General features: G+C 38.3%; 23 protein-coding genes and 2 pseudogenes. 8 read left to right on the forward strand and 17 right to left on the reverse strand.

All coding sequences use genetic code 11. The features are described from left to right. Nucleotides 1-125: 125 nt before the first annotated feature. Together rpsN and ACZSMY_RS09215 are read right to left on the reverse strand one after the other, a co-directional pair. Complete coding sequence (gene rpsN / locus ACZSMY_RS09210) at nucleotides 126-395, reverse strand: 30S ribosomal protein S14 (RefSeq protein WP_040984215.1); 270 nt, start codon at nucleotides 393-395, stop codon at nucleotides 126-128. A 1522-nt stretch (nucleotides 396-1917) separates the two neighbouring features. Next, nucleotides 1918-4035, reverse strand: coding sequence for a peptidoglycan D,D-transpeptidase FtsI family protein (locus ACZSMY_RS09215; protein WP_319022577.1), 2118 nt, complete (start codon nucleotides 4033-4035; stop codon nucleotides 1918-1920). A 290-nt stretch (nucleotides 4036-4325) separates the two neighbouring features. Between ACZSMY_RS09215 and ACZSMY_RS09220 the strand changes: the two are divergent. Together ACZSMY_RS09220 and ACZSMY_RS09225 are read left to right on the forward strand one after the other, a co-directional pair. Next, nucleotides 4326-4514: pseudogene (locus tag ACZSMY_RS09220) on the forward strand (CAP domain-containing protein); the annotation flags it as partial. A gap of 344 nt (nucleotides 4515-4858) precedes the next feature. After that, entirely contained in the window at nucleotides 4859-6325 is a 1467-nt protein-coding gene (locus ACZSMY_RS09225; RefSeq protein WP_256705970.1) for a UDP-N-acetylmuramoyl-L-alanyl-D-glutamate--2,6-diaminopimelate ligase, read from the forward strand. Between the two features lie 82 nt (nucleotides 6326-6407). Here ACZSMY_RS09225 and ACZSMY_RS09230 read toward each other — a convergent pair whose 3' ends face one another. From ACZSMY_RS09230 to ACZSMY_RS09240, 3 genes are all read right to left on the reverse strand, one after another. Beyond that, entirely contained in the window at nucleotides 6408-7304 is an 897-nt protein-coding gene (locus tag ACZSMY_RS09230) for an NAD(P)/FAD-dependent oxidoreductase (protein ID WP_465147685.1), read from the reverse strand. A 240-nt stretch (nucleotides 7305-7544) separates the two neighbouring features. Next, complete coding sequence (locus ACZSMY_RS09235; RefSeq protein WP_256705968.1) at nucleotides 7545-7871, reverse strand: magnetosome magnetite crystal formation protein family; 327 nt, start codon at nucleotides 7869-7871, stop codon at nucleotides 7545-7547. A 112-nt stretch (nucleotides 7872-7983) separates the two neighbouring features. After that, nucleotides 7984-8880, reverse strand: a complete 897-nt coding sequence (locus ACZSMY_RS09240; protein ID WP_042532800.1) for an NAD(P)/FAD-dependent oxidoreductase — start codon at nucleotides 8878-8880, stop codon at nucleotides 7984-7986. A 355-nt stretch (nucleotides 8881-9235) separates the two neighbouring features. On the opposite strand from ACZSMY_RS09240, the gene ACZSMY_RS09245 reads away from it, so the two are divergent. Further along, nucleotides 9236-11278, forward strand: coding sequence for a HelD family protein (locus ACZSMY_RS09245; RefSeq protein WP_193065018.1), 2043 nt, complete (start codon nucleotides 9236-9238; stop codon nucleotides 11276-11278). Between the two features lie 128 nt (nucleotides 11279-11406). On the opposite strand, the gene ACZSMY_RS09250 is transcribed toward ACZSMY_RS09245, so the two are convergent. The 3 genes from ACZSMY_RS09250 to ACZSMY_RS09260 form a co-directional block, all read right to left on the reverse strand. Further along, the gene (locus tag ACZSMY_RS09250; RefSeq protein ID WP_193065359.1) at nucleotides 11407-12117 is read right to left on the reverse strand and encodes an Rpn family recombination-promoting nuclease/putative transposase; all 711 of its coding nucleotides are present in this window, start codon (nucleotides 12115-12117) and stop codon (nucleotides 11407-11409) included. Between the two features lie 179 nt (nucleotides 12118-12296). Continuing rightward, complete coding sequence (locus tag ACZSMY_RS09255) at nucleotides 12297-12536, reverse strand: hypothetical protein (RefSeq protein WP_042532796.1); 240 nt, start codon at nucleotides 12534-12536, stop codon at nucleotides 12297-12299. A gap of 4 nt (nucleotides 12537-12540) precedes the next feature. Next, nucleotides 12541-12975, reverse strand: coding sequence for a small multi-drug export protein (locus ACZSMY_RS09260; protein WP_042532794.1), 435 nt, complete (start codon nucleotides 12973-12975; stop codon nucleotides 12541-12543). Nucleotides 12976-13077: 102 nt separating this feature from the next. On the opposite strand from ACZSMY_RS09260, the gene ACZSMY_RS09265 reads away from it, so the two are divergent. Beyond that, nucleotides 13078-13905 (forward strand): MerR family transcriptional regulator, encoded by an 828-nt coding sequence (locus tag ACZSMY_RS09265; protein ID WP_332094204.1) that lies wholly within the window; start codon nucleotides 13078-13080, stop codon nucleotides 13903-13905. 231 nt (nucleotides 13906-14136) lie between these two features. On the opposite strand, the gene ACZSMY_RS09270 is transcribed toward ACZSMY_RS09265, so the two are convergent. Continuing rightward, on the reverse strand, nucleotides 14137-14490 hold the full coding sequence (locus ACZSMY_RS09270) for an ArsR/SmtB family transcription factor (RefSeq protein ID WP_332094205.1): 354 nt from the start codon (nucleotides 14488-14490) through the stop codon (nucleotides 14137-14139). A 240-nt stretch (nucleotides 14491-14730) separates the two neighbouring features. On the opposite strand from ACZSMY_RS09270, the gene ACZSMY_RS09275 reads away from it, so the two are divergent. The 3 genes from ACZSMY_RS09275 (at nucleotide 14731) to ACZSMY_RS09285 (ending at nucleotide 17003) form a co-directional block, all read left to right on the forward strand. Then, nucleotides 14731-15729 (forward strand): NADP-dependent oxidoreductase, encoded by a 999-nt coding sequence (locus ACZSMY_RS09275; protein WP_193065362.1) that lies wholly within the window; start codon nucleotides 14731-14733, stop codon nucleotides 15727-15729. Nucleotides 15730-15957: 228 nt separating this feature from the next. Further along, nucleotides 15958-16497 carry a PadR family transcriptional regulator gene (locus tag ACZSMY_RS09280; RefSeq protein ID WP_341172806.1) on the forward strand — a complete coding sequence of 180 codons (540 nt, stop codon included), beginning with the start codon at nucleotides 15958-15960 and terminating at the stop codon, nucleotides 16495-16497. A gap of 20 nt (nucleotides 16498-16517) precedes the next feature. Beyond that, nucleotides 16518-17003 (forward strand): DUF4188 domain-containing protein, encoded by a 486-nt coding sequence (locus tag ACZSMY_RS09285; protein ID WP_332094207.1) that lies wholly within the window; start codon nucleotides 16518-16520, stop codon nucleotides 17001-17003. 63 nt (nucleotides 17004-17066) lie between these two features. On the opposite strand, the gene ACZSMY_RS09290 is transcribed toward ACZSMY_RS09285, so the two are convergent. The 3 genes and pseudogenes from ACZSMY_RS09290 to ACZSMY_RS09300 all read right to left on the reverse strand — a co-directional run bounded on the left by ACZSMY_RS09290 (nucleotide 17067) and on the right by ACZSMY_RS09300 (nucleotide 17615). After that, the gene (locus tag ACZSMY_RS09290) at nucleotides 17067-17255 is read right to left on the reverse strand and encodes a twin-arginine translocase TatA/TatE family subunit (protein WP_042532785.1); all 189 of its coding nucleotides are present in this window, start codon (nucleotides 17253-17255) and stop codon (nucleotides 17067-17069) included. Nucleotides 17256-17306: 51 nt separating this feature from the next. Continuing rightward, nucleotides 17307-17528 (reverse strand): annotated as a pseudogene (locus ACZSMY_RS09295) (GMC oxidoreductase); the annotation flags it as partial. 21 nt (nucleotides 17529-17549) lie between these two features. Further along, the gene (locus ACZSMY_RS09300) at nucleotides 17550-17615 is read right to left on the reverse strand and encodes a twin-arginine translocation signal domain-containing protein (protein ID WP_084613032.1); all 66 of its coding nucleotides are present in this window, start codon (nucleotides 17613-17615) and stop codon (nucleotides 17550-17552) included. Between the two features lie 578 nt (nucleotides 17616-18193). Between ACZSMY_RS09300 and ACZSMY_RS09305 the strand changes: the two genes are divergently transcribed. Then, nucleotides 18194-18520, forward strand: coding sequence for a four-helix bundle copper-binding protein (locus ACZSMY_RS09305; protein ID WP_042532781.1), 327 nt, complete (start codon nucleotides 18194-18196; stop codon nucleotides 18518-18520). A 49-nt stretch (nucleotides 18521-18569) separates the two neighbouring features. On the opposite strand, the gene ACZSMY_RS09310 is transcribed toward ACZSMY_RS09305, so the two are convergent. The 5 genes from ACZSMY_RS09310 to ppc form a co-directional block, all read right to left on the reverse strand. Then, nucleotides 18570-20156, reverse strand: coding sequence for a glutathione ABC transporter substrate-binding protein (locus tag ACZSMY_RS09310; RefSeq protein ID WP_465147686.1), 1587 nt, complete (start codon nucleotides 20154-20156; stop codon nucleotides 18570-18572). Between the two features lie 240 nt (nucleotides 20157-20396). Continuing rightward, complete coding sequence (locus ACZSMY_RS09315; RefSeq protein ID WP_193065357.1) at nucleotides 20397-20996, reverse strand: response regulator transcription factor; 600 nt, start codon at nucleotides 20994-20996, stop codon at nucleotides 20397-20399. 2 nt (nucleotides 20997-20998) lie between these two features. Next, nucleotides 20999-22123, reverse strand: a complete 1125-nt coding sequence (locus ACZSMY_RS09320; RefSeq protein ID WP_042532775.1) for a sensor histidine kinase — start codon at nucleotides 22121-22123, stop codon at nucleotides 20999-21001. 102 nt (nucleotides 22124-22225) lie between these two features. Continuing rightward, nucleotides 22226-23278, reverse strand: coding sequence for a Delta(5) desaturase DesA (desA, locus tag ACZSMY_RS09325; RefSeq protein ID WP_042532773.1), 1053 nt, complete (start codon nucleotides 23276-23278; stop codon nucleotides 22226-22228). Between the two features lie 266 nt (nucleotides 23279-23544). After that, nucleotides 23545-26295 carry a phosphoenolpyruvate carboxylase gene (gene ppc, locus ACZSMY_RS09330; protein WP_332094209.1) on the reverse strand — a complete coding sequence of 917 codons (2751 nt, stop codon included), beginning with the start codon at nucleotides 26293-26295 and terminating at the stop codon, nucleotides 23545-23547. Between the last annotated feature and the right edge of the window lie 415 nt (nucleotides 26296-26710).

Consider the following 26710-nt stretch of genomic DNA (forward strand, 5'->3'; position numbering starts at 1 on the left):
GAAAAAACAGCTTTCCGCCAAGTATCCGTTAAAAGCTGTTTTCTTTCCTATCTTATATCGTGTGGTACATGAAAATACAGCGTCAGCTTAGATGATACTGCTGCTTAGATAACTGCATGATTTGATTACCAGCTGGCTTTCTTCACGCCAGGAACTTGTCCTTTATGCGCATATTCTCTAAAAGCAATACGGGACATGTTGAATTTACGCATATATCCGCGTGGTCTGCCTGTAACCTCACAACGGCTTTTCAAACGGGTTGGTGAAGAATCCCGAGGCAGTTTACGAAGCGCTTCATAATCTCCTTTTGCTTTTAGCTCTCTTCTTAGCTCTGCATATTGTGCAACCATTTGCTGGCGTTTTTTCTCTTTTGCAACTTTTGACTTTTTAGCCATTTTACACTTTCTCCTTTCAATAGTACTCTTTATTTTGTATTTCTTAATAAATTTAAATCGTAACGATTACGAATGGAATTTATTATAAACTATTTTATTAAATATGTAAACAGTAATTATTACGTTTTAGTTTTTTTATCTGATAGCCTCAAAGGTTAACCCTACCTGTAATAAAAAATTTGTACAATAATTAATAGAAGGTTCCTGTTCCAGCTGCGAACATTAGAATCGTCAAAGTAAAAAACCATGGACACCTGCCCCCAAGTAGAGTCAGATATCCATGATTGATAAGCTGCTTTATTTCATTGTAACGCCGCCGTTCGCAGCAATAGACTGCACGATAACAAAGCTTGAGGATTAACTGCTTAGCCGTAATACCGCATCAGCAATTTCATCATCCTAACCTGCTGTTCGGATTCTCCTTCGCTCAACCTTGGAAATGCTTGAATTCCGACGAAGGATAGGATACGGCCACTCCTATTTCTATATAAATTTTTGATTCCCATGTCTTTTTTAAACAACCATCTATTTTAACAGCAATCTCTCCCAATTAGGAATAAGTGCAGAAAAAAAGAATCGGATTAACCTTTTCATAGTAATCCGATTCTCTCTCTATGCATGTTTCTCGCTATGAATTACTTCCACTAAATGTGACTCTGACTTTGTATGGCCATGGATATCACAATAATACACGACGGTTTTTATTTTATGAAAAACATCACAGGTGCGTGTTTCCCTGAGGAAATTTTTCCAATAAGTATATTCATGTGTGTCAACGTGGATTATTTCATAATTAGTGCTTGATATTTCCCAATTGTGTTCTATTTCATCCGTCGTCGTGTCTCCCTCAATAATTTCTGCTCCTGCTTTAGGCAACCCTATTGAGAAGTATAGAATAAGCGTAAGCCCTATTGTAAAAAAAACATTTCTCAATTTTATCAGCCCTTTTATCATTTTATTTAATTTAATAATTCTTCTATGTAATTTAACCAAGCAAATGAGAAATATACCCCTTATACGACAAAAATGGAGAGATGCCCGACACTGTAAAAACAGTATCATGATTATTTATGAATCTGTTTTTTTATAGAAAAGAATACCTCCGGCGGCTTGTTGCTGTTATCTCGTTAATGTCGGCTGTATAATTTTTAATTTTTGGCAGCTTTCGTGATACTTGTTTCTAAAGCAACCGTTAAAAAGTATTTAATAATTCTTATCTTCAAATCCCTCTCACAAATCACATAATATTCGTACTAATTCACTCAAAGCAGCAGTACCAAAAATCATTCGATAACGTTTTTCCAACCCAGAAAAAGATTTTACACAATACAGATGCAAAAATATTGTAATCATGCGGTACTCTTCTGGAGATGATTTTGCATTTGCTTTAGCTCAAGGGTTAGAAAGCTAATCCTAATCATTTATAAACCGTGATGTGGTTAGTTCACATCACGGTTTACTATAATTTCTAATATAGTTTTTTTATCTTCATCCATACAATATAGGAGATAGTAAACGTTGATTATTCTTCCTCTTCATTATCACTATCACCATCAGAATCCTCAGCTTCTTCGTCGTGATCTTCTTTGACTTCAAAATAGGAATCTAAAACACGTTCCCCAACTTTTAAGTTAATCTGATCTCCTTCACCAATTCCAACATGCGGTACAACTACTGCAAAAGCAATTTCCGGATCATCAAATGGTGCATAGCCGACTAAGGTTAAATTATTGAGGTCAAACCGCTCTCCATCAACAAATTCCGCTGACTCTGCTGTCCCTGTTTTTCCTGCCGGGTTATATGATTTATCATCGAAATAATCATTACCTGTTCCTTGTGACCCTTGATAGGAAAGACGAAACCCGTCCTGCACACGACTAATTTCATCATCTGTCATCTCAATTCGGTTCATCGTCGTTGTATTGGACGAATAATACAATGGGCCAAGCTCATCCATGGAAGCAACTGGATCACGGGCTTCCTTTAAGAAATGAGGCTGAACACGATAGCCATCATTCGCAATCGTGGATACATACTGAGCAAGCTGCATGGTCGTATACGTATCATACTGCCCGATGACAAAATCAAGCAGATTCCCTGGATTATCAGGAACCTGTCCTCTTAATCCAGTACTCTCATATGGAAAGTCCACTCCTGTAGTCGAACCGAGTCCGAATTGATTAAAATAATTTTGCAGGGTTTGCAACGTTTCACCCATGTTTATATCTAAATTGGCATTTCGCGGCATCGGATGACGATAGTCTCCCCCTAACCGCAAGGCAACATAGAACATATAAACGTTAGAGGACCTTTCCAGTGCAGTTAAATCATTTACCGTTCCCATATCTTGAACCGACCTTTTCACTTCCGATCCTGCCAGCCGCATCGGTGCATCGTTAAACGTTTCCCCGGGAGAAATAACTTCGGAATCATAACCTGCCAGAATTGTTGCCCCTTTAATACTGGAACCAGGCTCATGCGCGTTAGCCAACGCTGTAAACCCGGCATTATTATTATATTCATCATTCTCGGTATCATATTCTACACCAGAAGTGGCTAACAGTTCTCCCGTTTTCGGATTCATAACAACAGCATAGGCATTGGTTGCAAACCGATTTTCATATGGGCTGCTTGCTTTCATGGATTGAAATTCATCTAATAAAATATCATCCACTTCCTGCTGAAATTCTAAATCTGTCGTTAATACTAAATCTTTTCCCCGTTCGCCGTCCACAATCGTTTCTGAACCGATAATCGATCCATTTTGGCTTGTCGTATATTGGATTTGTTCCTTACGACCGCGAAGGAAATCTTCATATTGCTCCTCAAGTCCACTTGTACCAACACGATCGTTTCTGCTGTATCCCATTGTTAAGTAAGCATTCAAATCCTCTTCAGGAATACCTTCTTCCTGACTGGAGACGTTGCCTAGAATACTAGTTAACGTGTCTCCATTTGGATAAACGCGGTCCCAATCTGTACTGGCATTGATTCCAGGCAGTTCATCTAAATTTTCCGCTACAGCTGCATATTCCTCGGCTGTGACATCTTCATTTTTGACAACCTGCGGGGTTAAAGCATAGGCACTATCCAATTCTTTTTTTATCGCAATAATCTCTAATTCATCATCTGTAAAATCGGAAATTTCTTCATCTGTGATTAATTCCAGCGTGGCATCATATACCTCGGAATTCTCCATTTCTTCTGTATTGACCGTCTCTAGCCGCTCTTCTATCTCTTCCTCATGATGCAATAGATAATATTCTCTTCTATCTCTGTCTGTTATTCGATCGATGGTTTGTTCATCACCCATATCGATATATTGCGCCAGCTTTTCAGCTACTTCCAGACGCTCCTCTGCTTGCACATCATTCGAAGGTGTGTACGTAATAGAATACATTGCTTCATTATCTACAATAAGTTCTCCATTGGTATCATAGATTTTCCCCCGGGGTACGGGTACATTCGTTGTATCTAAATTCGTCCTCTGAATTTCATCTTGATACGATTCTCCATTTAAAATCTGAACAACACCTAACTGAAGTACGAGCGCAGAAAATAATAGGAAGATGGCAAAAAAGAGGATATTCATACGTATAGAGAGCGGGGCTCGTTTTTTCTTATTTTTTTTGTCTGCCACTTTTCCCCTCCTTGTTCTATTTCAAGTATATTATCAATATGATATCTTTCTTGAAATACTTTGTCAGCTGATTGAGCAACAAATTTAAAATAATTCATTCTGCTGATTATTCCCATTTCAGATTGTAAAGCTCAAGTAAGTACATATCAAGTTAACCAATCCGTTTTAATGTTTTCAGAAATTTCTTTTTAATATTGGTACGCTTTTTCATCTATTTAATACCTCTTTCCTTGTATAAATAAACCCTGTTTTATAAAAAATCCCTTTATAAGATATGAGGCAGTTATTTTTCTAACGAGAACCTGGCCTATGGACAATTCAGCAGCGTTTTTGCTCATCAGGGTTTAATGAATTCCGAAGGGCACCGTGAGAATATATTGCAGGATAACTTTGCTGAATTAGGAGTTGGTGTCGATTTTAATGATGACAATCAGCCATTTTTCACAGAGAATTTTTTAAATGATCAGTGGTTATACTAACGCCCAAACAGCTATTTAAAAGGGTAACATCCATTGGTTCTGGAAGAGAAGAAATATATTTACTTTGAATTTGCCTTTGCTCTTCTCTTCCTACATATAATGATAATAAATTATTAACGCATCTGCGTTATAAGCTTTCCTTACTAGAAGAATCGCCATATTTTAAAGCAAATACTTTGAAATTTTTACAGCCTCTCTTCTATCGGGATTTCCCATGACGAATTTATTTCTTCTCGATGGCAAATTACCTGCCCATCATTATAATAAATTATCTTCAAATGGCAAAACCTAAGGTAATATTACATTCTCCCGTATCATTCCCTATGTTTAAGAGGTGACAACACATGAATTTACAACAACTATTGAAAAATATTAGTAAACCGATGAGTATACCAAATATGATAATCAATAAAATAACAACAAATTCCAAATCTGCAGATAAAAATGACTTATTCATCGCTATAAAGGGATACAGTTTTAATGGTCATGATTTTATTAATCAGGCAATCAAGGCCGGTGCGGTTTGTATTATAGGAGAAGAAGACCTCCAAGAGTTATCCGTACCATATATTCGAGTTCCTGACAGCCGTCTGGCTTTAGCTGAAATAGCTTCTGAATTTTACGGAAACCCCGCAAAAGACAAAAAAATAATTGGTATCACCGGTACAAACGGGAAAACCACGACAGCTTATATGATAAAACATATTTTAGAGGATTCTGGTCATACATGTGCCATGTTTGGATCCGTAAACACGATAATCAATGGGGAAACGTATCCTTCGCTGAATACAACACCCGATGCGCTGAGCCTGCAAAAGCACCTGGCAATAAGTAAGGACGAATTTGTTATTATGGAGGTTTCTTCACATGGAATAGCGCAGGGCAGGATACATGGAATTGAATTTGATTTTGGTCTGTTTACCAATTTAGATCACGACCACCTTGATTATCATCACACGATGGAAGATTATTTCTTAACCAAAGCCAAAATGTTTGAAGCATTAAAAGACCATGGGTATGCGATTATCAACAACTATAATGAATGGGGAGCAAAGCTTAGCAGCATACTTCCATCCCGTAATTTCTCCTTAATTACTTTAGGGAATAAAGAAAGCGATGCGCTAAAGATAAATAAAATAACCCCTGGTTTTTCTGAAATCTCCTATAAAGGATGTAACCTTCCCCTTCAATTAACTATCCTGGGACAGCATAATACGTATAATGCGGCGATGGCATTCTTGACAGCCTCGCAAATAGGCGTCCCCATTCAGCAAATCATGAAATCATTACGTACATTCTCTGGTATTCCCGGAAGATTTGAACTATTCAAGCGTTCAAATGGGACAACAATTGTTGTAGATTATGCCCATACTGCAGAAGCTTTTTCTAATTGTCTTACCACTGCTAAAATCGAGGGCGCCGAAAAAGTTTTTCATGTTTTTGGTTTTAGAGGAGACAGAGATTCCAGTAAAAGAAATAAAATGATAACTGTTTCTAAAAAACTGGCGGATGAAATCATTCTTACATTTGATGACTTAAATGGCGTCCCCTCTGCTGCTATGCTCCAAGAGCTCAATGAACTAAACGAAGGACAGGTTATTTCAGATCGCACCTTAGCTATACAGTATGCTATTGAAAAGGCAGCGGAAAAAGACTGGGTAATCATCACGGGGAAAGGAAATGAACGTTATCGCTTGGATTTCAGTTTGCCAGTGAGCTCCGATAGAGAAACTGTGGAGTATGTTTTGCAAAAAGAAGGGAAAAGGGTGTTAGAAAAGGAACATTTAAAACTGCGTAATTTATTAAAATAGCTGCGAATAAAGTGAAACCTCATTCCGCGAGGGTTAAAAAGAAAATCCCTGCTGAATAAGGTTTCACTTATCAATTTATGATTTAAAATGTTTCCTCCACAAAATCACTAATCACCCCTATCGCCGCTTTACTCCCTTCACTTGCAGCAATAATCAGCTGCGGCGGACCAGATGCATTATCTCCGCCGGCATAAATCCCTTTGATACTTGTCTGGCCTTGCGAATCTGTTTTAATTCCACCCATCTCGTTCAGCTCTAAACCCAGGCGCTCAGCAAAAGGGGCAGCCTGCTCCATTTTATAAGATATAAAACCTGCTTCTTTATACAATTCGTTTCCATTCTTAAATAAAATTGCTTTTAATTGCTCATTTTCTCCTTGCAATCGTAAAATTTCATCATCAATAACCTCGAATTGCTTTTGCTTCAAAATATCTCTTTCTTCAGCGGAGAAGCTTTCTTTGCCATTTGTGCAAATGACTATATCTTTATTCCAATTGGAAATCATTTTTATACCATGAAAAGAAAATTCTCCATCAGCAATATAAACCAGCGGAATGTCTTTTAGCTCCCACCCATCACAGAAAGGGCAGGCAAACAGGCTCTTTCCATAAAAATCATGGATTCCTTGGATATCAGGCAATACATCCTTCAGTCCTGTTGCCAGAATAATGGTTTTTGCTTCGTAATCCTTCCCTGCTTCTGTGTGAATGCGAAAAGGAGAAGCAGCCGAATCTATATCGGTCACCCGGTCTTTTTGAATCACTATATTCGGATACTTTTTTAAATCTGCATGGGCCGCTTCCCGAAACTCAGCTGGTTTTACACCATCTCTGGTAATAAAATTATGAGATTCCTGTGTGACAGCATTGCGCGGGGCATCATCATCCAATAAAATCACTTCTTTTTTTCCTCTGCCTAAAACAAGAGATGCATTTAACCCGGCAGGGCCTCCCCCGATAACAGCACAATCATATACCAATATAATCTCCTCCTTCGTTACGCAGGTTCTGTTTTGCGTAATTTTTATTAACTATATCGTAATGATTACGATTTATCAAGTAAGGAGATTCTTTCTTATCCATTCTTTGATTCAAGCAGAAGCTGATGAGATTCTTTTTTACTTCAATCTGTACTATATGTAAAATAAAAGAACCTATAGAAAAATATCCCATCATCTATAGATTCTACTTATTTTTATATTTCATTTCTAAATTCGTTATTAAGAGCTTAGTACCTTAATCCCTTTAACAATATTCCAGATAAAATAATAAATATCAATGATAAAGCAAATAGCTATCGCAATTATCATTGCAATAAATAATCTGCCGCTTACTTCATCTGTCCAAACTTGTCCGATGCCAATTGAAAAGATAATGATTCCTGCAATAATGGTTGCGATAATTGGAATAAGATGTGTCCATAAGGCTTTCTTCGCGTGCCCTTTTGTTTCCTCATCTCCAAGAATCCATACCAAAATCGGAAATAAAAATGGCGCAAAAAAGATACTAAAATAACATAATGGTGATAATAATTTATTCCCTTCCATCCAATAAACTCCTTCAATATTCTCTAATAATAAGGAAGTTATTTTATCATTTCCTTCCTCAAAAATACACCCTCTTTTAATGATAAAAGGGTGTATGTAAACAATAAATTATTTAAAAGTTTTCTGCCACGTAATCACTGAGTACACTTATCGCCGCTTTGCTTCCTTCAGCCGCAGCTACAATCTGTTGAGGCAGACCGCCAGCATTATCTCCTGCAGCATATACACCTTTCCTGCTTGTGCGTCCATAGGGATCTATTCTAATTCCCCCCGCGCCATTGGATTCTAAACCCAGACGCCCGGCAAATGGTGCAGCCTGCTGTAATTTATACGAAATAAACCCGGCTTCGCGACGGAGTTCCTTCCCATTCTTAAATTGAATGCTTTTTAATTGCCCGCCTTCTCCTTGCAGCCGCAAAATTTCGTCTTCTAAAACCGGAATATTCTTTTGTGCTAGGATAGCTTTTTCCTCTGGAGATATACTATCCTTCCCATTTGTGCAAACAACAATATCCTTGCTCCAATTCGAAACCATTTTCACACTGTTAAAAGCATGTGGATATGCAGCAATATAAACCAATGGAAGATCTTTCAGCTCCCACCCATCACAGTACGGGCATCCGAAAAGACTTGTTCCGTAAAATTGTTGGATACCTTCTATCTCAGGAAGAATATCTTTTAATCCCGTTGCCAAAATAATTCTTTGCGCATCAAAGACCTGCCCTCTCCCTGTTTGAATCTGAAAATAAGAGGCAGCAGGAACAATATCAACCACTTGATTTCTTTCAACGGAAACCGTTGGATATTTATTTAAATCTTCATAAGCCGCTTTTTTAAATGCTGCTGGATGAATCCCATCTCTGGTAATAAAATTATGAGATTCCTGTGTTATGGCATTACGAGGTGTATCGTCATCAAATAAAATAATTTCTTTTCTACCCCTGCCTAAAACAAGTGATGCATTTAATCCGGCAGGTCCTCCTCCAATAACTGCGCAATCATACAACATGATGATTTCCTCCTTTTTACTGCAGGATGAAATTTCGTAATGATGAATTTACTATAAAGGAATCCATGTGCTTTATCAAGATGGAAGTCGATATAATTCACATCATAGGAAAATGAAACCACTTCGAATAATTCACTGTTATCCACAAAGCTTCTCTGCTTGAATTAGATTTACATTTTTATTCCAAAAAAACACTTGAAAAAGGATTCGCTTCTTCAAGTGTTTTTCCATTATATGTAATTTTATTTTTGGCATGACTGTATTTAATAGTATACATCAACGAAATATATAAGTCTATTTTTTTCTTAATTTCATTGCTAAAATGAACAAGACATTCAGTTAAGGGGGATTCGCAATGGCATTTGAGGAAGAAAAAAAGGAATTACATGAAACCTTATCAATTATCAACAAGCAATATGAACGTTTAGCCGAAATACCGGAATATATCGGCGATGATTTCACAGAAAACGTATTGGAAGGCAGCCGGCAGCGTGTAAGAGAATCTCTGACGATTGCTAAAAAGGAACCCTATTTTGCCCGTCTTGATTTTAAAGAAGAAGAAAAGGAGGAAGTGAAAGCCACCTATATCGGGAAAGCCGGTGTTTTTGATGAGCACACCGGAGATGTTCTGATTACGGATTGGCGTGCCCCGATAGCCAGCCTGTTCTATGGCTTTAGCGGGAGTGAGGATGACGTCTATTATCTTTCACCAGACGGCATCGTAGAAGGTGAAATTTATTTAAAAAGAAATATCGTCACTTACAATCAGGAGCTTCAAAGAGTGGTAGACCGCTATATTCGTGGAGAGCAGGAGGCTTCCGGAGGAGATGAATTCTTATTATATAAGCTGGAAGACCAAAAGGATAACAGACTTCGTGATATTGTTGCGACCATCCAAGGAGAGCAGAATGAAATCATCCGTTATCCTTTAAACAAGGCTGTTATCATCCAAGGTGTTGCCGGAAGCGGAAAAACCACTGTGGCACTGCACCGATTAGCTTATTTATTATATGAATACCGGGAGCAATTAACGGCGCACCGGATGATTATTTTTGCACCGAATACCATCTTTCTTGATTATATTTCACAAGTATTGCCGGAATTAGGGGTCGGAGATATTGTCCAGACCACCTTTCCAAAGTGGGTCATGACCTCCATTATCGATGATCCGAAATGTAAGCTGGAATCTCTCAGTGAAAGAAGGAAGGCTTTTTTTGAATCCGGCACAGCAGAACAGAATAATTGGAAAGGCTCTTTAGAATTCCAGCAGCAAATCAGGGAGCAGTTATCGCAACTAGAAAAGGATTGGATCCCGGAAGAAGATTTTATTCCCTGGGAAAATAAAAAAGGTGTTCCCTTAGAACAAATTAACACTTGGATTGAAGCTGATTTTAAAGGCAATCCAGCCACTAAAAAATATGATAGGCTTAAAGCAAAATTAACACGGTGGATAGAAATAGAAGCTAAGATGTATGAAGAGAAAAAAGAACAGGAGCAAGCCCGTAAAGACGGCAAAAAGGAATTAAGAAGATATTTAAGGAAATGGAAAAAAAGAAAACCTTATGAACTGTACGCACAAATCTTAAAAAAGATGGAAAGAACAGACCTTTTGCCGCCTAAGGATAAAATAACTTTAGATGACCTGGCTCCCCTGCTCGATATTCATGATTATTGGTATGGAATTGAAAGAGACGAGCGATTTGATCATGTGGTGATTGATGAAGCACAGGATTTTTCACCCTATCAGGTTTCTGTATTGCATGCACGGACTAAAACAGCGTCATTTACGATATTAGGAGATTTAGCACAAGGTATTCACAGCAACGAAGGAATTGACGAGTGGGAAAACTTTATTGACCTTTTCGGCACATCTCGCTCGAAATTCTTCCAAATGACAAAAAGCTACCGCTCCACTTATGAGATTATTGCGTTTTCCAACACCATTCTCCGTCATCTTGCCAATCGTCCGGCCTATGCAGAACCGGTATTTCGAAGCGGTGAGGAGGTACAGATCCAACAAGTAGATACAGAGGAAAAATTAGAGAAAATCACAAGCTGGATACATGATATGAAAAATAAAGAGATGAAGACCATTGCAGTTATTTTAAGATCGGAAGCTGATTGTAATGCGATTTATCCAAAGCTAAAAGAAAAGATTCCAGAGTTAACCATGATTACTACCGAGGATAAGTCGTACGAAGGAGGCATTTCCTTATTGCCTGTATATGTATCTAAAGGACTGGAATTTGATACGGTATTAATGGTCGATGTTGATGAAACGCGTTATCCAGTGACAGAGCAAACCGCAAAATTATTATATGTTGGCTGTACCAGAGCGCTGCATCATTTATCCGTTATTCACAGCGGAAATGCATCGAAGCTGATTTCTAATGTATAAATATTGAATTAGACAGAGATGAAAAGCAATTCATTTGGCTGGTGGAAGTTGCTTTTTATTTCAGTATAAAAAGTGAGCAGTTTGAAATATAACCTGCTCACTTTTTTATACTATAGCATGCGGATTACTTATTCTTCTTTTCCTTGCTTGCCTGCAAGCTTTTTAATCTCTGCTTCGCTGTACTCTGTAATTTCTGCTACTTCGCTGATAGACATGCCCTTTTTTATCAATTTTAAAACGATTTCTTGCTTTCCTTTCTCTATGCCTTCTTCTATCCCTTCCTCTTTTCCTCTCTCAAAATAAGAATTCGGCAGCTGCAAAACCATGTCTTTTTCCTCCTCCGGCAAGTTCTCCATTTGCTCCATCATTTGTGCCGGGTTGATTTGCATCCGGGTGATCATGCGCAGAAACTCCAGCTTCACCTGAACCCGCTCATGCTCTTCATATCCCATTTGACTGAGCAAGACTGCGGCGGCCGGGTTGTCTGATTGAATATATGCTTTCCAGTTTTTCTTGATTAAGTGTAATTGTAAAAAGTTAAATTGAAGGACGTCTTGGGTGGGGGGATCGATTCTGAATTGTGTCGGTTCTTCTTTTTTCCTATTATAACTCAAAACAGCAATGGGTTGAATCGGTTTGCGGTCTTTGGCGTAAAGGTAAGAAAAATAGAGAAACATTCTTTCGGGAAAATTTGCTTCATGAGTTGATTGCGCTTCGGTATGAATATGGAGTATTTTGTCTTCGTGATTCAGCTTTACTGCTGCGAGAACGTCAATTTCTTTCTTGCGGCCATTGATGTAGTCCAGATACACTTCTTGTTCGATAAAGTGAAACTTCATTCAGCGGTATTCTGAATGGGACTGCGACTACTCGCCCCATCAAAACCGCTGTTAGTTGAACCAATCGGGCCGTTACTGGCTGTTAGACCTTCCACTTTGAAATAACAGATTTTCTTATTTTTGATGTGGAAGTCTTACAAAAGCACTTCGGTGGGACGAGTAACCGCAGTCCCAGCCAGTTACACTGCGGGGAAGGTGACCTTGGAGAAATCAATGTGAGGGTGAAGATTGGGGAAAAAAGCTTCGATAAATTCTTCAAAAAACTCTTGTATCAGCTTTTTTTTCAGCCGATCATGCTTCATGTAGTCTGCTTTTTTTTCTAGAATTAATGGTACTGTGAACAATAGACTTGAAATAAGCAGCAGAAATATAAATCCACCTACTCCGGCTGCATAGGTGGATTTATATTTCTGCTGCATTTTATCAGCCTACAAAAGCGACACCATAATATGTCAAAACTGCAATAACAATCCCATATACCAAAATACTTGCACCAGCGGATATGAATAACTTCACTTTATTCATCCCTATTCCATTGGCAATCACTGCAACAGCCCATGAACCAATGATCGGTGTCAGCAACACAACAACTAATGGTCCTTGCTTTTCGATACGATATTTATATTTGCTGTTTGCTAATTTATCCAGCCATTTCTTAATACGTTCTGATTTTGCAAGAAGCTGATAGAAAAAAGCAATGAACGGGACCGGAAGAAAATTCCCAAAACTGGACCAGATAATGGAAGAAACCGCATCTAATCCCATCACCATCGTAGCTGGAATTGCAATATATATTTCAAACATTGGAAAGAACCCAATAAACCATGCAGTAGCCGCTAAGCTCAAATAATTAAACATAAATTATACTCTCCTCTTTCTTTACACTACATTTTCTTTATTCCTATAGTATAATATAAAGTATATGGTTACCGTATACTCAAGCGTAAAGTTGGTGATGAAATGGATTCTTCCAAAAAAATGATGACAACTGGAGAATTTGCAGATTTATGTGAGGTCAAAAAGCAAACGCTATTCCATTATGATGAAATTGGTCTGTTAGAACCGGAATACAAAAATGAAAATGGATACCGTTATTACACGATTCAACAAGCTGAGGCTTATAGCGTGATTGATATGTTAAAAGAAATCGGAATGTCTTTGGCGGAAATCAAAGACTTTTTACATTCCAAAAACACAAAGAAGATTACTGATTTATTAACGGAAAAAGAAAAACTGGTGGATATAAAAATACGGAAAATGCAGCGTATCCAGCACCTCATTAAAAATCAGAAAAGGCAAATGGAAGAAGCATCACAATTAGACCTTGATCAATTTACTATCGAGGATATGAAGGTAGAACAGATTGTATTAAGTGAAAATATTTTAAATTATTCTCATAAAGACATCACAAAAATGGTTATATCGTTTATGAAATATGTAAAACAAGGCGAAATCAATGTGGAAAATTGGGGTGCTCTTATTCGCCACGAACAAATAGAAACAGGAGATTATTTAAATTATTCCTATTTCTATTTACGTGAGAACCAGCTTCATTTAACAAAGACATTTGAGAAAAAAGCTGGAAAATATGTCATTGGCTATCATAAAGGAAGCTATATGCATACGTATCAAACATATGAACAAATAAAAGATTATTTGAAGGAGACAGGATATCGTATTTGTGGTGACAGCTTTGAAGAGTATCTCTACCTAATGGATGGAAGCAGCTTGAATGTAAGTGCAAATTACGTAATTAAAATAATGATTGAGGTAGAAGAAAATAACTGAGCGACTTTGCTTGCTGTATATATGTTTAATATGAGTTATATTGATAAACCAATACACTCATCGTCTTTATACTAATAGAAAACACGGCCCCATCAGTCCCTCTAGACTGCGAGGGTCAATTAGAATAGACCCTTTAAATTCACATAATCCAGCTTCTACAATTGCTCAACATATTGCCGTCCTAATATCCTCGCTATATTCAAGCTAATCGGTCAGCACAAAAAATTCGTTTCACACTTCCTCTTTCCCTTCTGCCATGACCGACATAACATTATCCAGCAAATCCCTCAGCTTTTTCATTTCCGGCACTGCATTGCAAAGATAGTAATAATTCTTTGTTCCCTCCCGGCGGATATCAACGATTCCAATTTGTTTCAAAATCTTTAAATGATGTGATACAGCTGGTCGTGACAGCTTCGTTGCTTCTGTTAAATCAATTACACGAAGCCCTTGGCATCCATTGCAAGCATGGTCATTCAATAAAGCAACAATGATAATTTGTCTTTTTTCATCCCCTAAAGCGATAAGAAAATCCTTTACTTCATCAAATTCATTTTTTAAATTCTCTATTTTATTTGTTTTCATATACATCCTCGTTTCATTTGAATAATCAATCGTTCAAATTATTAAACCATTAAATTTTTATTACGTCAATAGCATGGATTCGTTGTGCATAATTAGAAAATGATCTTTGAAGTTACTTTTCATTTGATTAGTTGACATTTTTTAAAAATCAAGCTATCATACATTATTAGTTCAAAAGTTTAAATGTTTAAATGTTTAAACCATTATTCTGATAAGGAGATTTATCAAATGAAAAAACAAATGAAAGCAATGCTTATTCATAAATATGGACAAAAAAATATGCAATTGGAGAATGTTCCTATTCCTGAAATATCTTATGATGATGTATTAGTAGAAATTCACGCTGCGAGTATTAATCCGGTTGATTTCAAAATTAGAGACGGAAAATTAAAGCCGCTCATCAACTATAAAATGCCATTGATTCTTGGAAATGATTTTTCCGGAACAGTCCTCAAAACCGGGAAAAATGTAACGAAATTTAAAGCTGGGGATTCTGTTTATGGACGTCCAAGAAAATCAAGGATCGGTACTTTTGCTGAATATATTGCTATTCATGAAGATGATATTGCACTCAAACCAGAAAACGTAACATTTGAAGAAGCAGCGTCCGTACCATTAGTCGGGTTAACTACCTATCAGGCATTTCATGAGATATTAAATCTTAAGCCGAAAGACAAAATTTTGATTCAGGCAGGCTCTGGCGGAATTGGAACCTTTGCGATTCAATTAGCTAAAGAGATGGGAGCTTACGTCGCTACAACCGCAAGTAGTGCCGGGAAAGATTTAGTAGAGAGCCTGGGTGCAGATAAGGTCATAAATTATCGGGAAGAAAATTTTGAAGAAGTATTAGCTGATTATGATTACGTATATGATACCTTAGGCGGCGATGCTCTAGTTAATTCGTTTCAAATCCTGAAAGCCGGCGGAAAAATTGTATCAATCTCCGACCTCCCAAATGGCCGCTTTGGAAAAGAGAATAATTATCCTTTTTGGAAAACAATCGCTTTTAGATTGATTTCAAGGAAATTAACAAAATTAGAAAAGCAATATCAAGTGCAATATAACTTTTTATTCATGAAGCCCAGCGGCGAGCAATTAAATAAAATCAAAGAACTTATCGAGGCTGAAAAAATCAAACCATTCATTGATCGGGTTATTCCTTTTGAAGATGTACAAAAAGCAATGGAATATTCCGAATCAGGCAGGGCAAAAGGTAAAATTGTTATTAAAATCAAGTGACTTGTTCTTGATGTATGTTTTAATTATATCTTTCTCTCTTTAACCAGCACGGCAGAAGCTTTTTCAATAAGGTGATGCCCTGCTGGTTAGCTTTTTCATATTAGAAGGTATATACGAACCGAACTAATTGAAAAAACATAAAACTATTATTCCACTCTTTACTTCCAGCCCAAATTCATTTATTATATATCTAAATGATATATATCAAAAAGATATAAGGTGAGACAAATGCAAAAATATAATGACAGCACATACGCCATACTTGGCATTTTAACCACAAACTGTCGTTCAGGCTACGAAATAAAACAGTTTATTGATAATAGCCTGAATCATTTTTGGAAAATTAGCTATGGACAAATCTATCCGACATTAAAGCGGCTGGAAGAAGAAGGTTTAGCTACCGTTCAAACATTAGTACAAGAAGGAAAACCAGAGCGCAAGGAATATTTTCTGACAGAGAAAGGCAAAGATGTTTTAAAAAATTGGCTGGAGCAGCCGTTAACGCAATTGCCAGTCGAGCGGAATGAAGTATTGCTGAAGCTGTTTTTTGGCAGGCATCAGACAAAGGAACAAAGTCTCTATCTGTTAGCGGATTATAAGCAAAAGCTAGAGAAGCTGTATCAAACATATGAAGGAATTGAAGAAGGTATTTCCCGCCATAACACGAATCATCAGGATGCAAAATATTGGCTGTTTACTTTAGATTATGGAAAACGTGTGACGGAAGCTGCTATCGCATGGTGTGACGCCACAATTAAGGAACTCTAATTTTTAAGGAGGAATCATCCATGGGTAAAAAAATCTACTCTGGCAGGTATACTACGGAAAATGATCAGGATGTTGTTGTTTTTATTATTGGGATGCGTATCAATAAACGGCTCGCGGTCCGGAAGTGGGGACCTGTGTTTACAGCCATGCCCGGTATGATTAGAGAATTGTATGAAAACCAGGAGGAATTAGGGTTTCTTTCCATGGAAAGCTATTTTGGTCTGCGCACTACCATCATGGTTCAATACTGGCGTTCTACAGAGGATTTGCTCGCTTATGCCAAAGGAAAAAAACATTTGAAAGCATGGCAGAATTTCAACAAGAAAGTTGGGGAAAATGATGCTGTCGGCTTCTATCATGAAACCTATCAGATAAAAGCCGGGAGTTATGAATCTGTCTATCGAAATATGCCCTTATTCGGCATGGGAAATGCGAAAAAGCATATTCCTATCACAGCACAGCATAATTCGGCACGTAAACGGCTGCAAGGCGTAAAATTAAACTAATTCCGTTTCTTTTCCCTTCAAAAAAATAAACTCCAAAGACATTTTGGAGTTTATTTTTTGTAATCACGATTTATCTTTTTGCTCTACATTCTCGGACTTATCCTCCATAATATCATTCGCCGTGCTCTTAAATTCTCTTAATGTTTCTCCAGCCGCTTTACCAATCTCCGGTAATTTTTTCGGTCCAAAAATGATTAATGCCAGAACAACAATAAGGATTAATCCAGGAATTCCTATGTTTGCTAACCCCATTAAAAATCGCCTCCAGCTCTTAATGGATTTTTTACATTAAACCTTTTTCTTTTAATTTTTCGCTTCCACAAGCTGCCCGCCATTTTTTAGAAAATCAATCGTTCCTTCTGTTGCACGATAGGTTAAAGCTGCAGCTGTGGTGGTAGGATTGGTTACTCCAAAGTGTGGAAAAGCGCTCGATCCACATACAAATAAATTATCCATATTCCACATTTGTAAATAGCTATTCACAACGGATGTTTCCGGGTCATCTCCCATAATTGCTCCGCCACTATTATGCTGAAAAAGGAGTACTTAGCCAACAATCCCACCCGTTGTCATTCCTGCTGTTTTAATAAATTGACGTCGAGATACATCCACTTATTGCTGGTTTTCACTTACCTTCCCCTGTTTGTCATCCTTATTCTCTGAAATGTGACTCCCCCTTTATTTACAATCACACATGTAAAATATATTTTCGAAGCTCCTCCTTTCAAGCTTATGTAAAAAGACTGCTATTATATATAATATGTGGTCATCATAACTAGAAAACAAACATCTGTGAAGAACCTAAAAATTCTAGGTTACCTATGGAAAACAGAAGAACATGCCTGTTGTCTATCTACTAAAAATGAAAAAACTGCTAAATTAATAAGGTTAGTACGAAGGTTCATCCCGAGTTAATTATATACCCTTACATTAATTTCGAAGTACTTTGTTTAAGCACTTCTTAGGTATACCATTTATTTTTATAGACTATACTTCCCTTAAGTCATGTTACCAGTATGTATATGAATAAATTGTCTTATATATAACTGATGTTTTTATGAACACCTTAGCATTCTATTCTTACAGGCAATTGTTTGCGATAAACTCCAACAGAAAAAGAATGAATCACTGCCTTCTCGGGAATGTTATAACTTGCAAGCTAAAAACATACACTTTGGAGGAGTTTATTCATGTCCCATCAACAACATCAGCAGCTCATTGACGCACTGCAAAACTGTATTGTTGCATGTAATCATTGCTACGATGCATGTCTAAAAGAAGAAGATATTAAAATGATGGCCGAATGCATCCGTTTGGATAGAGAGTGCGCCGAAATTTGTTCCTATCTGGCACAAGCTCTATGCAGAGATACGCCTTTTGCCAAGGAACTTGCTTCGGTTTGTGCTAACATTTGTGAAGCATGCGGAGATGAATGTAAAAAACATAGCCATGCGCATTGTCAGAAATGTGCGGATGCCTGCTTCCAATGTGCAGAGGCATGTAAAAAGAGTGCTTAAACGCATAAATAAAGAAGCAGCTCCTTTTATAGAACTGCTTCTTTATTAATTATTCTGCTTCAATTGTGACATCTCTAAAGAATGGGAAGCTGCTTGGAAATTGATAGTATCCATTTACTTCATCACGCAAGCCGGATAAAAGAACAGAATGATAAATCGGCACGATCGGCGCCTCATCTACAATCATTTGCTGTGCATCTGCATAGAGAGATAGCCTTTCTGCTTCATCGCCCTCTTGTCTGGCATCTTCCAGCAACCCGTCCACTTCTTCATTTGCATAGAAGGAACGATTCCCCGGCGCACCAGCATTATCAGAATGAAACATGGGGTATAAACCGTAATCCGCATCCAGCGTTACCGTTCCCCAGCTTCCTAAAAACATGTCAACGCTTCCGTTTGCAGTATCTTCTAAATAAGTAGCTGTTTCTGTCATTTGAATGTCCACGTCTATTCCGATTTCATTCAGCTGCGATTGGATGACTTGTGCGATATCGCCTGTATTTGTATCATAAGCCATCAGGGTTACCTCTAAGCCATCTGCATAGCCGGCATCCTCCATCAGAGACTGGGCTTCTTCCACATCTCTGTCAATAGGCTCTATATTTTCATCATATCCAAATACAGTCGGTGCAAGAGGCCCTTTTGCCGGTAAAGCAACTCCGTTCAAAACGCCATTAATAATTTCATCCTTATCTAAGGTCATCGCAATCGCTTGACGGACTCTTTCATCATCAAACGGCTCACGCTCTACGTTAAAGCCTAGATACGTCATACTGGCACTATCAGACTGCATCACATGTGTGCCATCATTATTGTCGACTTCCTCCACATTATTGGCATTTACCGGATAAATAAAATCAGAGTCCTCAGTCTGAAGCTCCGCAATGCGAGTTAAATCCTCCGGAACAAAATGGAATGCAATAGAGTCCATTCCAGCTTGCTCTCCCCAATAGTCTTCGTTCTTTACTACGGTTATTTCCCCGCTGACAGCACGTTCCTCAAATTTAAAATAACCTGTTCCTATCGGATTTTCATTTACAACAGAAAAAGGTTCTTCTCCATTTGCAATTGCTTCATTATCTGCTTCAATCGCCTCCAGGCTGATCATATGCCCGCCTGGATGTGCTAAATGGGCAGGTAATGCGGAAAACGGATATGCTGTTTCAATTTGAATCGTGTATTCGTCGATCACTTTAACGTTTTCAATCATGTCAAAGAGAAAGCCAAGCGGAGAACCTATTTCCGTATCACGTACACGGTCTAAATTTGCTTTTACCACTTCCGCATTAAAAGGAGAACCATCGTGGAAAGTAACGTCTTCCCGCAGCTTCGCCTCCCAGACCGTATCCTCGATTTGTTCCAGGCTTTCCGCCAGTGCAGGCTGTATTTCCAAGTCTGTATTCTGTTCTACCAATGTATCATACAAGGTATTCATTACATATAACGAATTACCATCATTTGCTGCATGCGGATCAAGCGATACAGGTTCTGACGCTAAGCCTGCCTTCAGCTGTGTTTCTTCCGCCATTTCTTCGGCAGGTGCTTCTGTTTCATCTTCTGGACCGCTGTCATCTGCACATGCTGCCATCATAACTAACAAGGAAAACAGTATCGTCCATCCAATTATCTTCTTCAAATTTACTCCCCCTCATTTTCTATGTAGAATCTCCTTCATTCTGATAAGAATACAATTCTTTCAGTTGAGAATAAGTATATACTATTTTTAAAAAAGTGAGAAGAAGTAAATCTGCTGCTCCAAAGTGATAATAAGAAACTGTTGAATTAGATTGCGGTAAAAGTAGTCGTGTTTTAACAAAAATCTTGGCAATTCAAAAATACCAACGTTCTTCAAACCGAAAGTAATGTCCTTACAGCACTAACTTAACCAGCCTTTTTCTTTCACTCTCGCTATGGCTTCTATCCGGTTATCCACTTCTAGTTTATCCAAGATAATTGAAATATAGTTTCGAACGGTTCCATTGGATAAATGTAATTCTTTTGCAATCGCCTTGGTTGTTCCCCCCTGTGTTAACAGCTGCAGGACCTCTATTTCCCGTTTGGTTAAGGGATTTTCTTCTGCAAAGGCAAGATCGATCAATTCGGAGGAATACAAACGCTTCCCCTTCATAATCTGACGAATGGAGTCGGCCAAATCCTCGCTGGGGCTATCTTTTAATAAGTAACCATCGACTTCTGCCTTTCTAGCCCGTTCAAAGTAGCCGGGTCTTGCAAAGGTGGTCAGAATAATAATTTTGCAGGAATCCTCCCTTAGATACTCTGCAGCATCCAGACCTGTCATAACTGGCATCTCAATATCCATTAAGCAGATATCAGGGCGCTCTTGCTTGACTAATGCCAACAGTTCTTCCCCATTACCTGCTTTTCCTACCACGGTCATATCTTCTTCTAAATCCAGGAGCGCGCCTAAAGCTCCTAACAATAACTGTTGATCTTCTGCAATTACAATCCGAATCAAATTCAAACCTCCTCCATTTGCCTTAATATCTTTGGCACCGTCATATCTACTTTAAACCCTTTCGAATGTGCAGTGATAGCTAATGTTCCGTTGATAAAGGATAAACGCTCTCTCATCCCTTGAAGGCCATTTCCAAATTCAGGAACACTATTCTTCCCTATCCCATCGTCCTCTACCTGCAGTCTTATTTCCTTTTCTGTTTCTGAAAATTCCACGGAACAGTGATCTGCCTGACTATGCTTTACGACATTCGTTACTGCTTCTTTCAAGCACATACTTAATACTGTTTCCATTAACATTGGCAACGATGATTGATCTACTTTAATTATAATTTCATGCTTGATTTGTGCGACTTCCATTAATTGTTCGACATGCGCAAGCTCTTCTTCCAAGCGAACATTTTTCATATCCGACACCATTTCCCGCACTTCTTTTAATGCATGTCTGGCTGTATTCTGCACATCCTGCAGCTCTTTTTTCGCTTTTGCAGGGTCTTTCTCCAGCAGCTTCCCTACAAGTTCACTTTTCAGACCGATCATCGATAATTTCTGACCTAAGGTATCATGTAAATCACGGGCTATTCGATGCCGCTCTTCTACAATTGCAAGTTCAGCAATTTTGCGGTTAGCATCTTCCAATTGTTCCTCCAGCTCCTCCTGTTTCAAACGATTATAACGATTAATAGGTATCAGAATAACTCCTAATATGGTCATAATCAAGAATGGCAGCTGATTTAGAAACAGGGAATAATTAAAGAAAAATCCTGCCGTGATGGAACCTATAATCACGACCATGTGTATCACATACATCGTGATAAACCCTGCTTTGCCACGAACATTCCCAACAAAAAATGCAGTAAATAAAGCAAAATAAACGTATCCATATAGAATTGTCATCACCGTATTAATAATAAATTCCATCGTTAATCCGATATACATAAACGGTTCAAGGGAGTTAAAGGTAAACCAGTAAATCGCAAAGAAAAGTAATGTTAACAATACGCCAACACCGATCTCCCAAATCGAAGTAGAGCGAAAAATAAAGTAAAACGGCAACACACAAAAAATAACCCAAATATATATGCTTAATCCTGTGTTTCTTGGAAAAATATAATACCATTGACGCACGATTTGTCCCCCTATTTTCTCGCTTGACGTTATTATACCAAATATATCTCGTGAACGATAAAGAACCCCCTAAAACGTGCAGGGGGTGTGCAGCCAAGCCAGTTATGAGCGAATCGTAGAAGTTGACTTTGCTGTCGTTATCCTTTGATTTTTTGATTGATTTAAACGATGCTTCATTTCGCGGAAGCTGATAAATGTTTTCTGTTCTTCATCATAGAGACGGAATTTGATTGATTTCAAACTCGTTTTTAACGTAATGATAGTCGCATTGTGTAATGGCGGCGTTTCGCGGTGTGCTTGCTCCAAATGGTAATTAGGGACTTTGGGTGCTAAATGGTGCACATGGTGATAACCAATACTTCCCGTCATCCATTCTAACCATTTCGGCAGCTTATAGTAGGAGCTGCCATCTACCGCTGCTTTCACATAATCCCATTCTGACTCATTCTCAAAATAAGAATCCTCGAACTGATGCTGAACATAGAATAACCAGATTCCTAAGAAACCTGCAATATAAGCAATCGGCAGCTGCACGAATACAAGCGCCTGCCAGCCAAGCAGAAAGCCTATAAGACAGTAAATCACAATTAATGAGATATTAATAATATAGGTATTCTTTCGTTCCTTTTTTTTCGCATCTTTACGATTAATCCGATTACTATAGAGAAATAGCGAAAATGGTCCTAAACCAAACAAAATAATTGGATTGCGATATAAGCGATATTGCAGTCTCTCCCATTTTGTTGCCTTTTCATATTCCTCTACAGTCATAATCCAGATATCACCGGTGCCTCGCTGATCTAAGTTGCCGCTTGTCGCATGATGAATCGCATGTTCTCTTTTCCACTTTTCAAAGGGAAAATGAGTAATTACGCCGGTAATGGTGCCAAGCAGTCGATTTAATTTCGGTTTTTTGAAAAAAGATTGATGCGCGCAATCATGAAAGATAATAAACGTTCGGACCATGAAGCCCGCGGCAGCAATGCTGCATAACAAACTTAACCAAATGGAAACAGCTAAACTTTGATAAGCTAAAATCCACAGGATAAAAAATGGAGGTATCGTATTCAATAGTTGAACAATACTCGTTTTCGTTTTAGATGTTGCGAATGGCATAACGTCTTTTCTAAGCTGTGCTTGCTTTTGTTTGCTCATTGGTATCCCCGCCCTTATAAACTTACTATGATTTCAGTATAAGGAATCGAGCAATGAAATGTTAGATACAGTTGTCAGTAATTTGATATGACACTTGTCATATTTTCTGGATGATGTTCCCCTGTTATGGATTATACTTCACTTAACAGAAGGTTGAATAACGATTCTCCATGATTTAAACCACACATCCCACAGGAAAAAGCCAATTGGTTATAAAACGGGTAACCAATTGGCTTTTTCATTTTAAAATTATTTCCGTTCTTTCATCAGCCTGTATTCACTAATCCTGCAGCTACCCCATTGATTGTCAGTAACACCTCGGTCACCAGATCTTCAGGAGGATTATCTGTTTCTCTTAATTTATGGATTAAATCCACCTGCAGGAAATTAAGCGGGTCGACATATGGATTACGAAGATGAACAGAACCTTGAATATTTGGCGTGTGGCTTAGCAGTTCCTCATTGCCGGAAATGTCCAGCAGCGCCTTTTTTGTACGTTCATATTCATCTGCAATATCTTCATATATCCGTTTTGCAGTCTCCGAATCCTCAACTAATTCCAGATATTCTTCAGCAGTTTTCATATCTGCTTTCATCAATGCCATTTGTAAATTATTAATCGTCACTTTGAAGAAAGGCCATTCTTTATACATTGCTCGTAAAGCTTCTAAATGACTCGCATCTTCCTCAATGAAAGATTGCAGACCTGTGCCCGCTGCATACCATGCAGGCAGCATGTACCTGGATTGTGTCCACGCAAATACCCATGGAATAGCCCGTAAGTCTTCAAAACGCTGGCTGTTCTTCCTGCTCATCGGCCGCGATCCAATATTTAAAGCACCCAATTCCGTCAAAGGAGTTGCCTGATTAAAAAACGCTAGAAAATCCGGGTCGCCAAACACCAGCGATTGATATTTTTTCAATGATTTTTGGGAAATAGATTCCATTGTGATTTCCCATTCTTTTTGACGCAGTTCTTCTTGATCCGGTGTATTTGAAACCTTGGCGGACCTTGTAAATAAAGCAGAGGCTGCCTGCTCTAAATTTCGGTAAGCAATATCTTCAAGAAGATATCTGGAAGAAAGCACTTCTCCCTGCTCCGTAATTTTCACACCATCTTCTAGAGTCTCCGCAGGCTGGGAAAGGATGCTGGTACTCAATGAACCGCCTCCACGGCCAAGCGAACCACCGCGGCCATGGAAGAATTTCAGACGGATTTGGTATTGTCTTGCTATATTATGGATTTCCTCCTGTGCTTTAAACAGGTTCCAGTTAGCGCTTAACGTACCGCCGTCTTTGCTTCCATCTGAATAGCCAAGCATAATTTCCTGATGTTGCCCGCGTGCTTTTAATTGTTTCTGATATACCTCTGTTTCAAACAATGTCTTCATAATATCCGGACCTGCAATCAAATCATCGATTGTTTCCAGTAATGGAGCGACATCAAGATCACTTTCCGCCGTTCCATCTGGATAAAGACGATAAATCCCGGTTTCTTTAGCAAGTACCAACACTTCCAAGAGATCGCTCGGCGATTCTGACATGCTGATTAAATAGACTTCAATTGCTCGTTTTCCAAATTCCTCATGTGCATTTTTTATCGTTTTGAAGACTTTCAAAATATCCTGTGTTTCTTTAGAATAACCGCCATCGAAAAGCAGCAGAGGTCTCGGATCATTCAAAACCTCACACAATACTTTTTGTTTCTCTTCTTCACCAAGCGCAGCATAGTCATCTGTAACATGAACAGCCGTTAAAATCTCATGAACAGCCGTTTCATGCTCTCCACTATGATTTCGTACATCCAATGTGGCTAAGTGAAAACCAAACATCTCTACTTGCCGGATGACCTTTCGAATCGTTTTCAGCTTTTTCGTCTTTGGCAAATGTGCTTCGGCACTTTCTTTGATTTCTTTAAGGTCATGAACCAGTTCTTCTGGAGAATCATAACCCTGTGACGTTTTCCCTGTTTCACGCAAACGTTTTAGAATAATGGCAAATTTACGTCGATATACTTCTGACTTGATTGGCCATTTATCGTTCTCATTTAAATAGCTGGTCTCTTCTTTTTCCATTCTATCAATAAATTGCTGATTAATAGATATTCGTTGACTTGATTGGCTAAATCGTCTCATCAGCTCAACGATAGAAGCTTCGTATTTTTTCAAAATCAATTCCCTCTGCATCTCCAATGTCTGCCAAGTGATTTCTGGAGTTACATTCGGATTGCCATCCCTGTCTCCTCCAATCCAGGAACCAAAATGAATGAAATTTGGTACTTCCCAATTTCCCTCTGGAATTTGTTTCTGCAGCTGTGTTTCCATTTCTTGAAAGACATCGGGTAGGGTTTCAAATAATGTCTGGTCAAAATAATAAAGACCATTTTTTACTTCATCCAATACTCCCGGCTTCCTTTGCCTCAGCTCATTGGTGTGCCATAAAGCAGTGATTTCATTAAACAGACTTTCTTCCACATCCGCCTTCTCTCTTTGTGAAGTCTGCGGATTGTCCAATGTCCGTAAATGCGCCGATATGCGCTTCTGTATTTCCAGCACCGTCCGCTTCGTTGCCTCTGTCGGGTGCGCTGTCATAACCAGTTCAATGGATAATTCATTAAGTATCCCTTGAATTCCTTCATTGGTAAGGTTGCTTTCTTTCACTTTGGATACGGCTTTTTCAATAGAAAAAGACTGGCTGCTTTCCTCATCCAGCAGATACTGGCGTTTGCGCCTGATCCGGTGATTTTGCTCCGCAATATTAATCAAATGAAAATAGATAGAAAAAGCACGGATGACCTGCTGACGTAAAGGCGGTTTTAAATTGCTGATTTCTCTTTTTAACGTTTGATATGTATCTTCATCATACTCATTTCGGATACTTTTCGTCATTTCCCGAATCGATTCTACCTTATCAAATAATGCTGTACCTCCATGTAACTTCAAAACTTCTCCTAATATGTTTCCAAGCATATTGACATCATTTCGCAATGAGGCATTTTTATCGATTGTTTCTCTCATGTTGTTTCCTCCTGTTCCAATTACCGTAGAATTATCATATCATTTTTTTGAAAAAAATGATAAAACGAAACTTCATTCAGTGGGAGAATGAAGTCTGTTTCCTACATTCTCCCACTGAATTAGCCTGAGCGATTCAGGGAATTAGCTCACCTGAACTCCCGCCTAAATAAATTTATTCTCTTTTTATTTTGAGGAGGGAGTTATACGGACGGTTCTCCGTGATAAATTCATGATGCAAAAGTGTTTATTTTCCATTTTAAACAGTTAACCTTTTCACCGCTCTCATCGAGAAAAAGACAAATGAATATATCCTTAAACGATTATTTTCACATACATTATTTCTGATTTTTCTTTATATTTGTGGTGAAGTAGCGAGATGAATTAATACCTCTTTTCCCTTTTTATGAAAATATCA

The sequence above is a fragment of the Oceanobacillus sp. B139/18 genome, assembly GCF_055524595.1.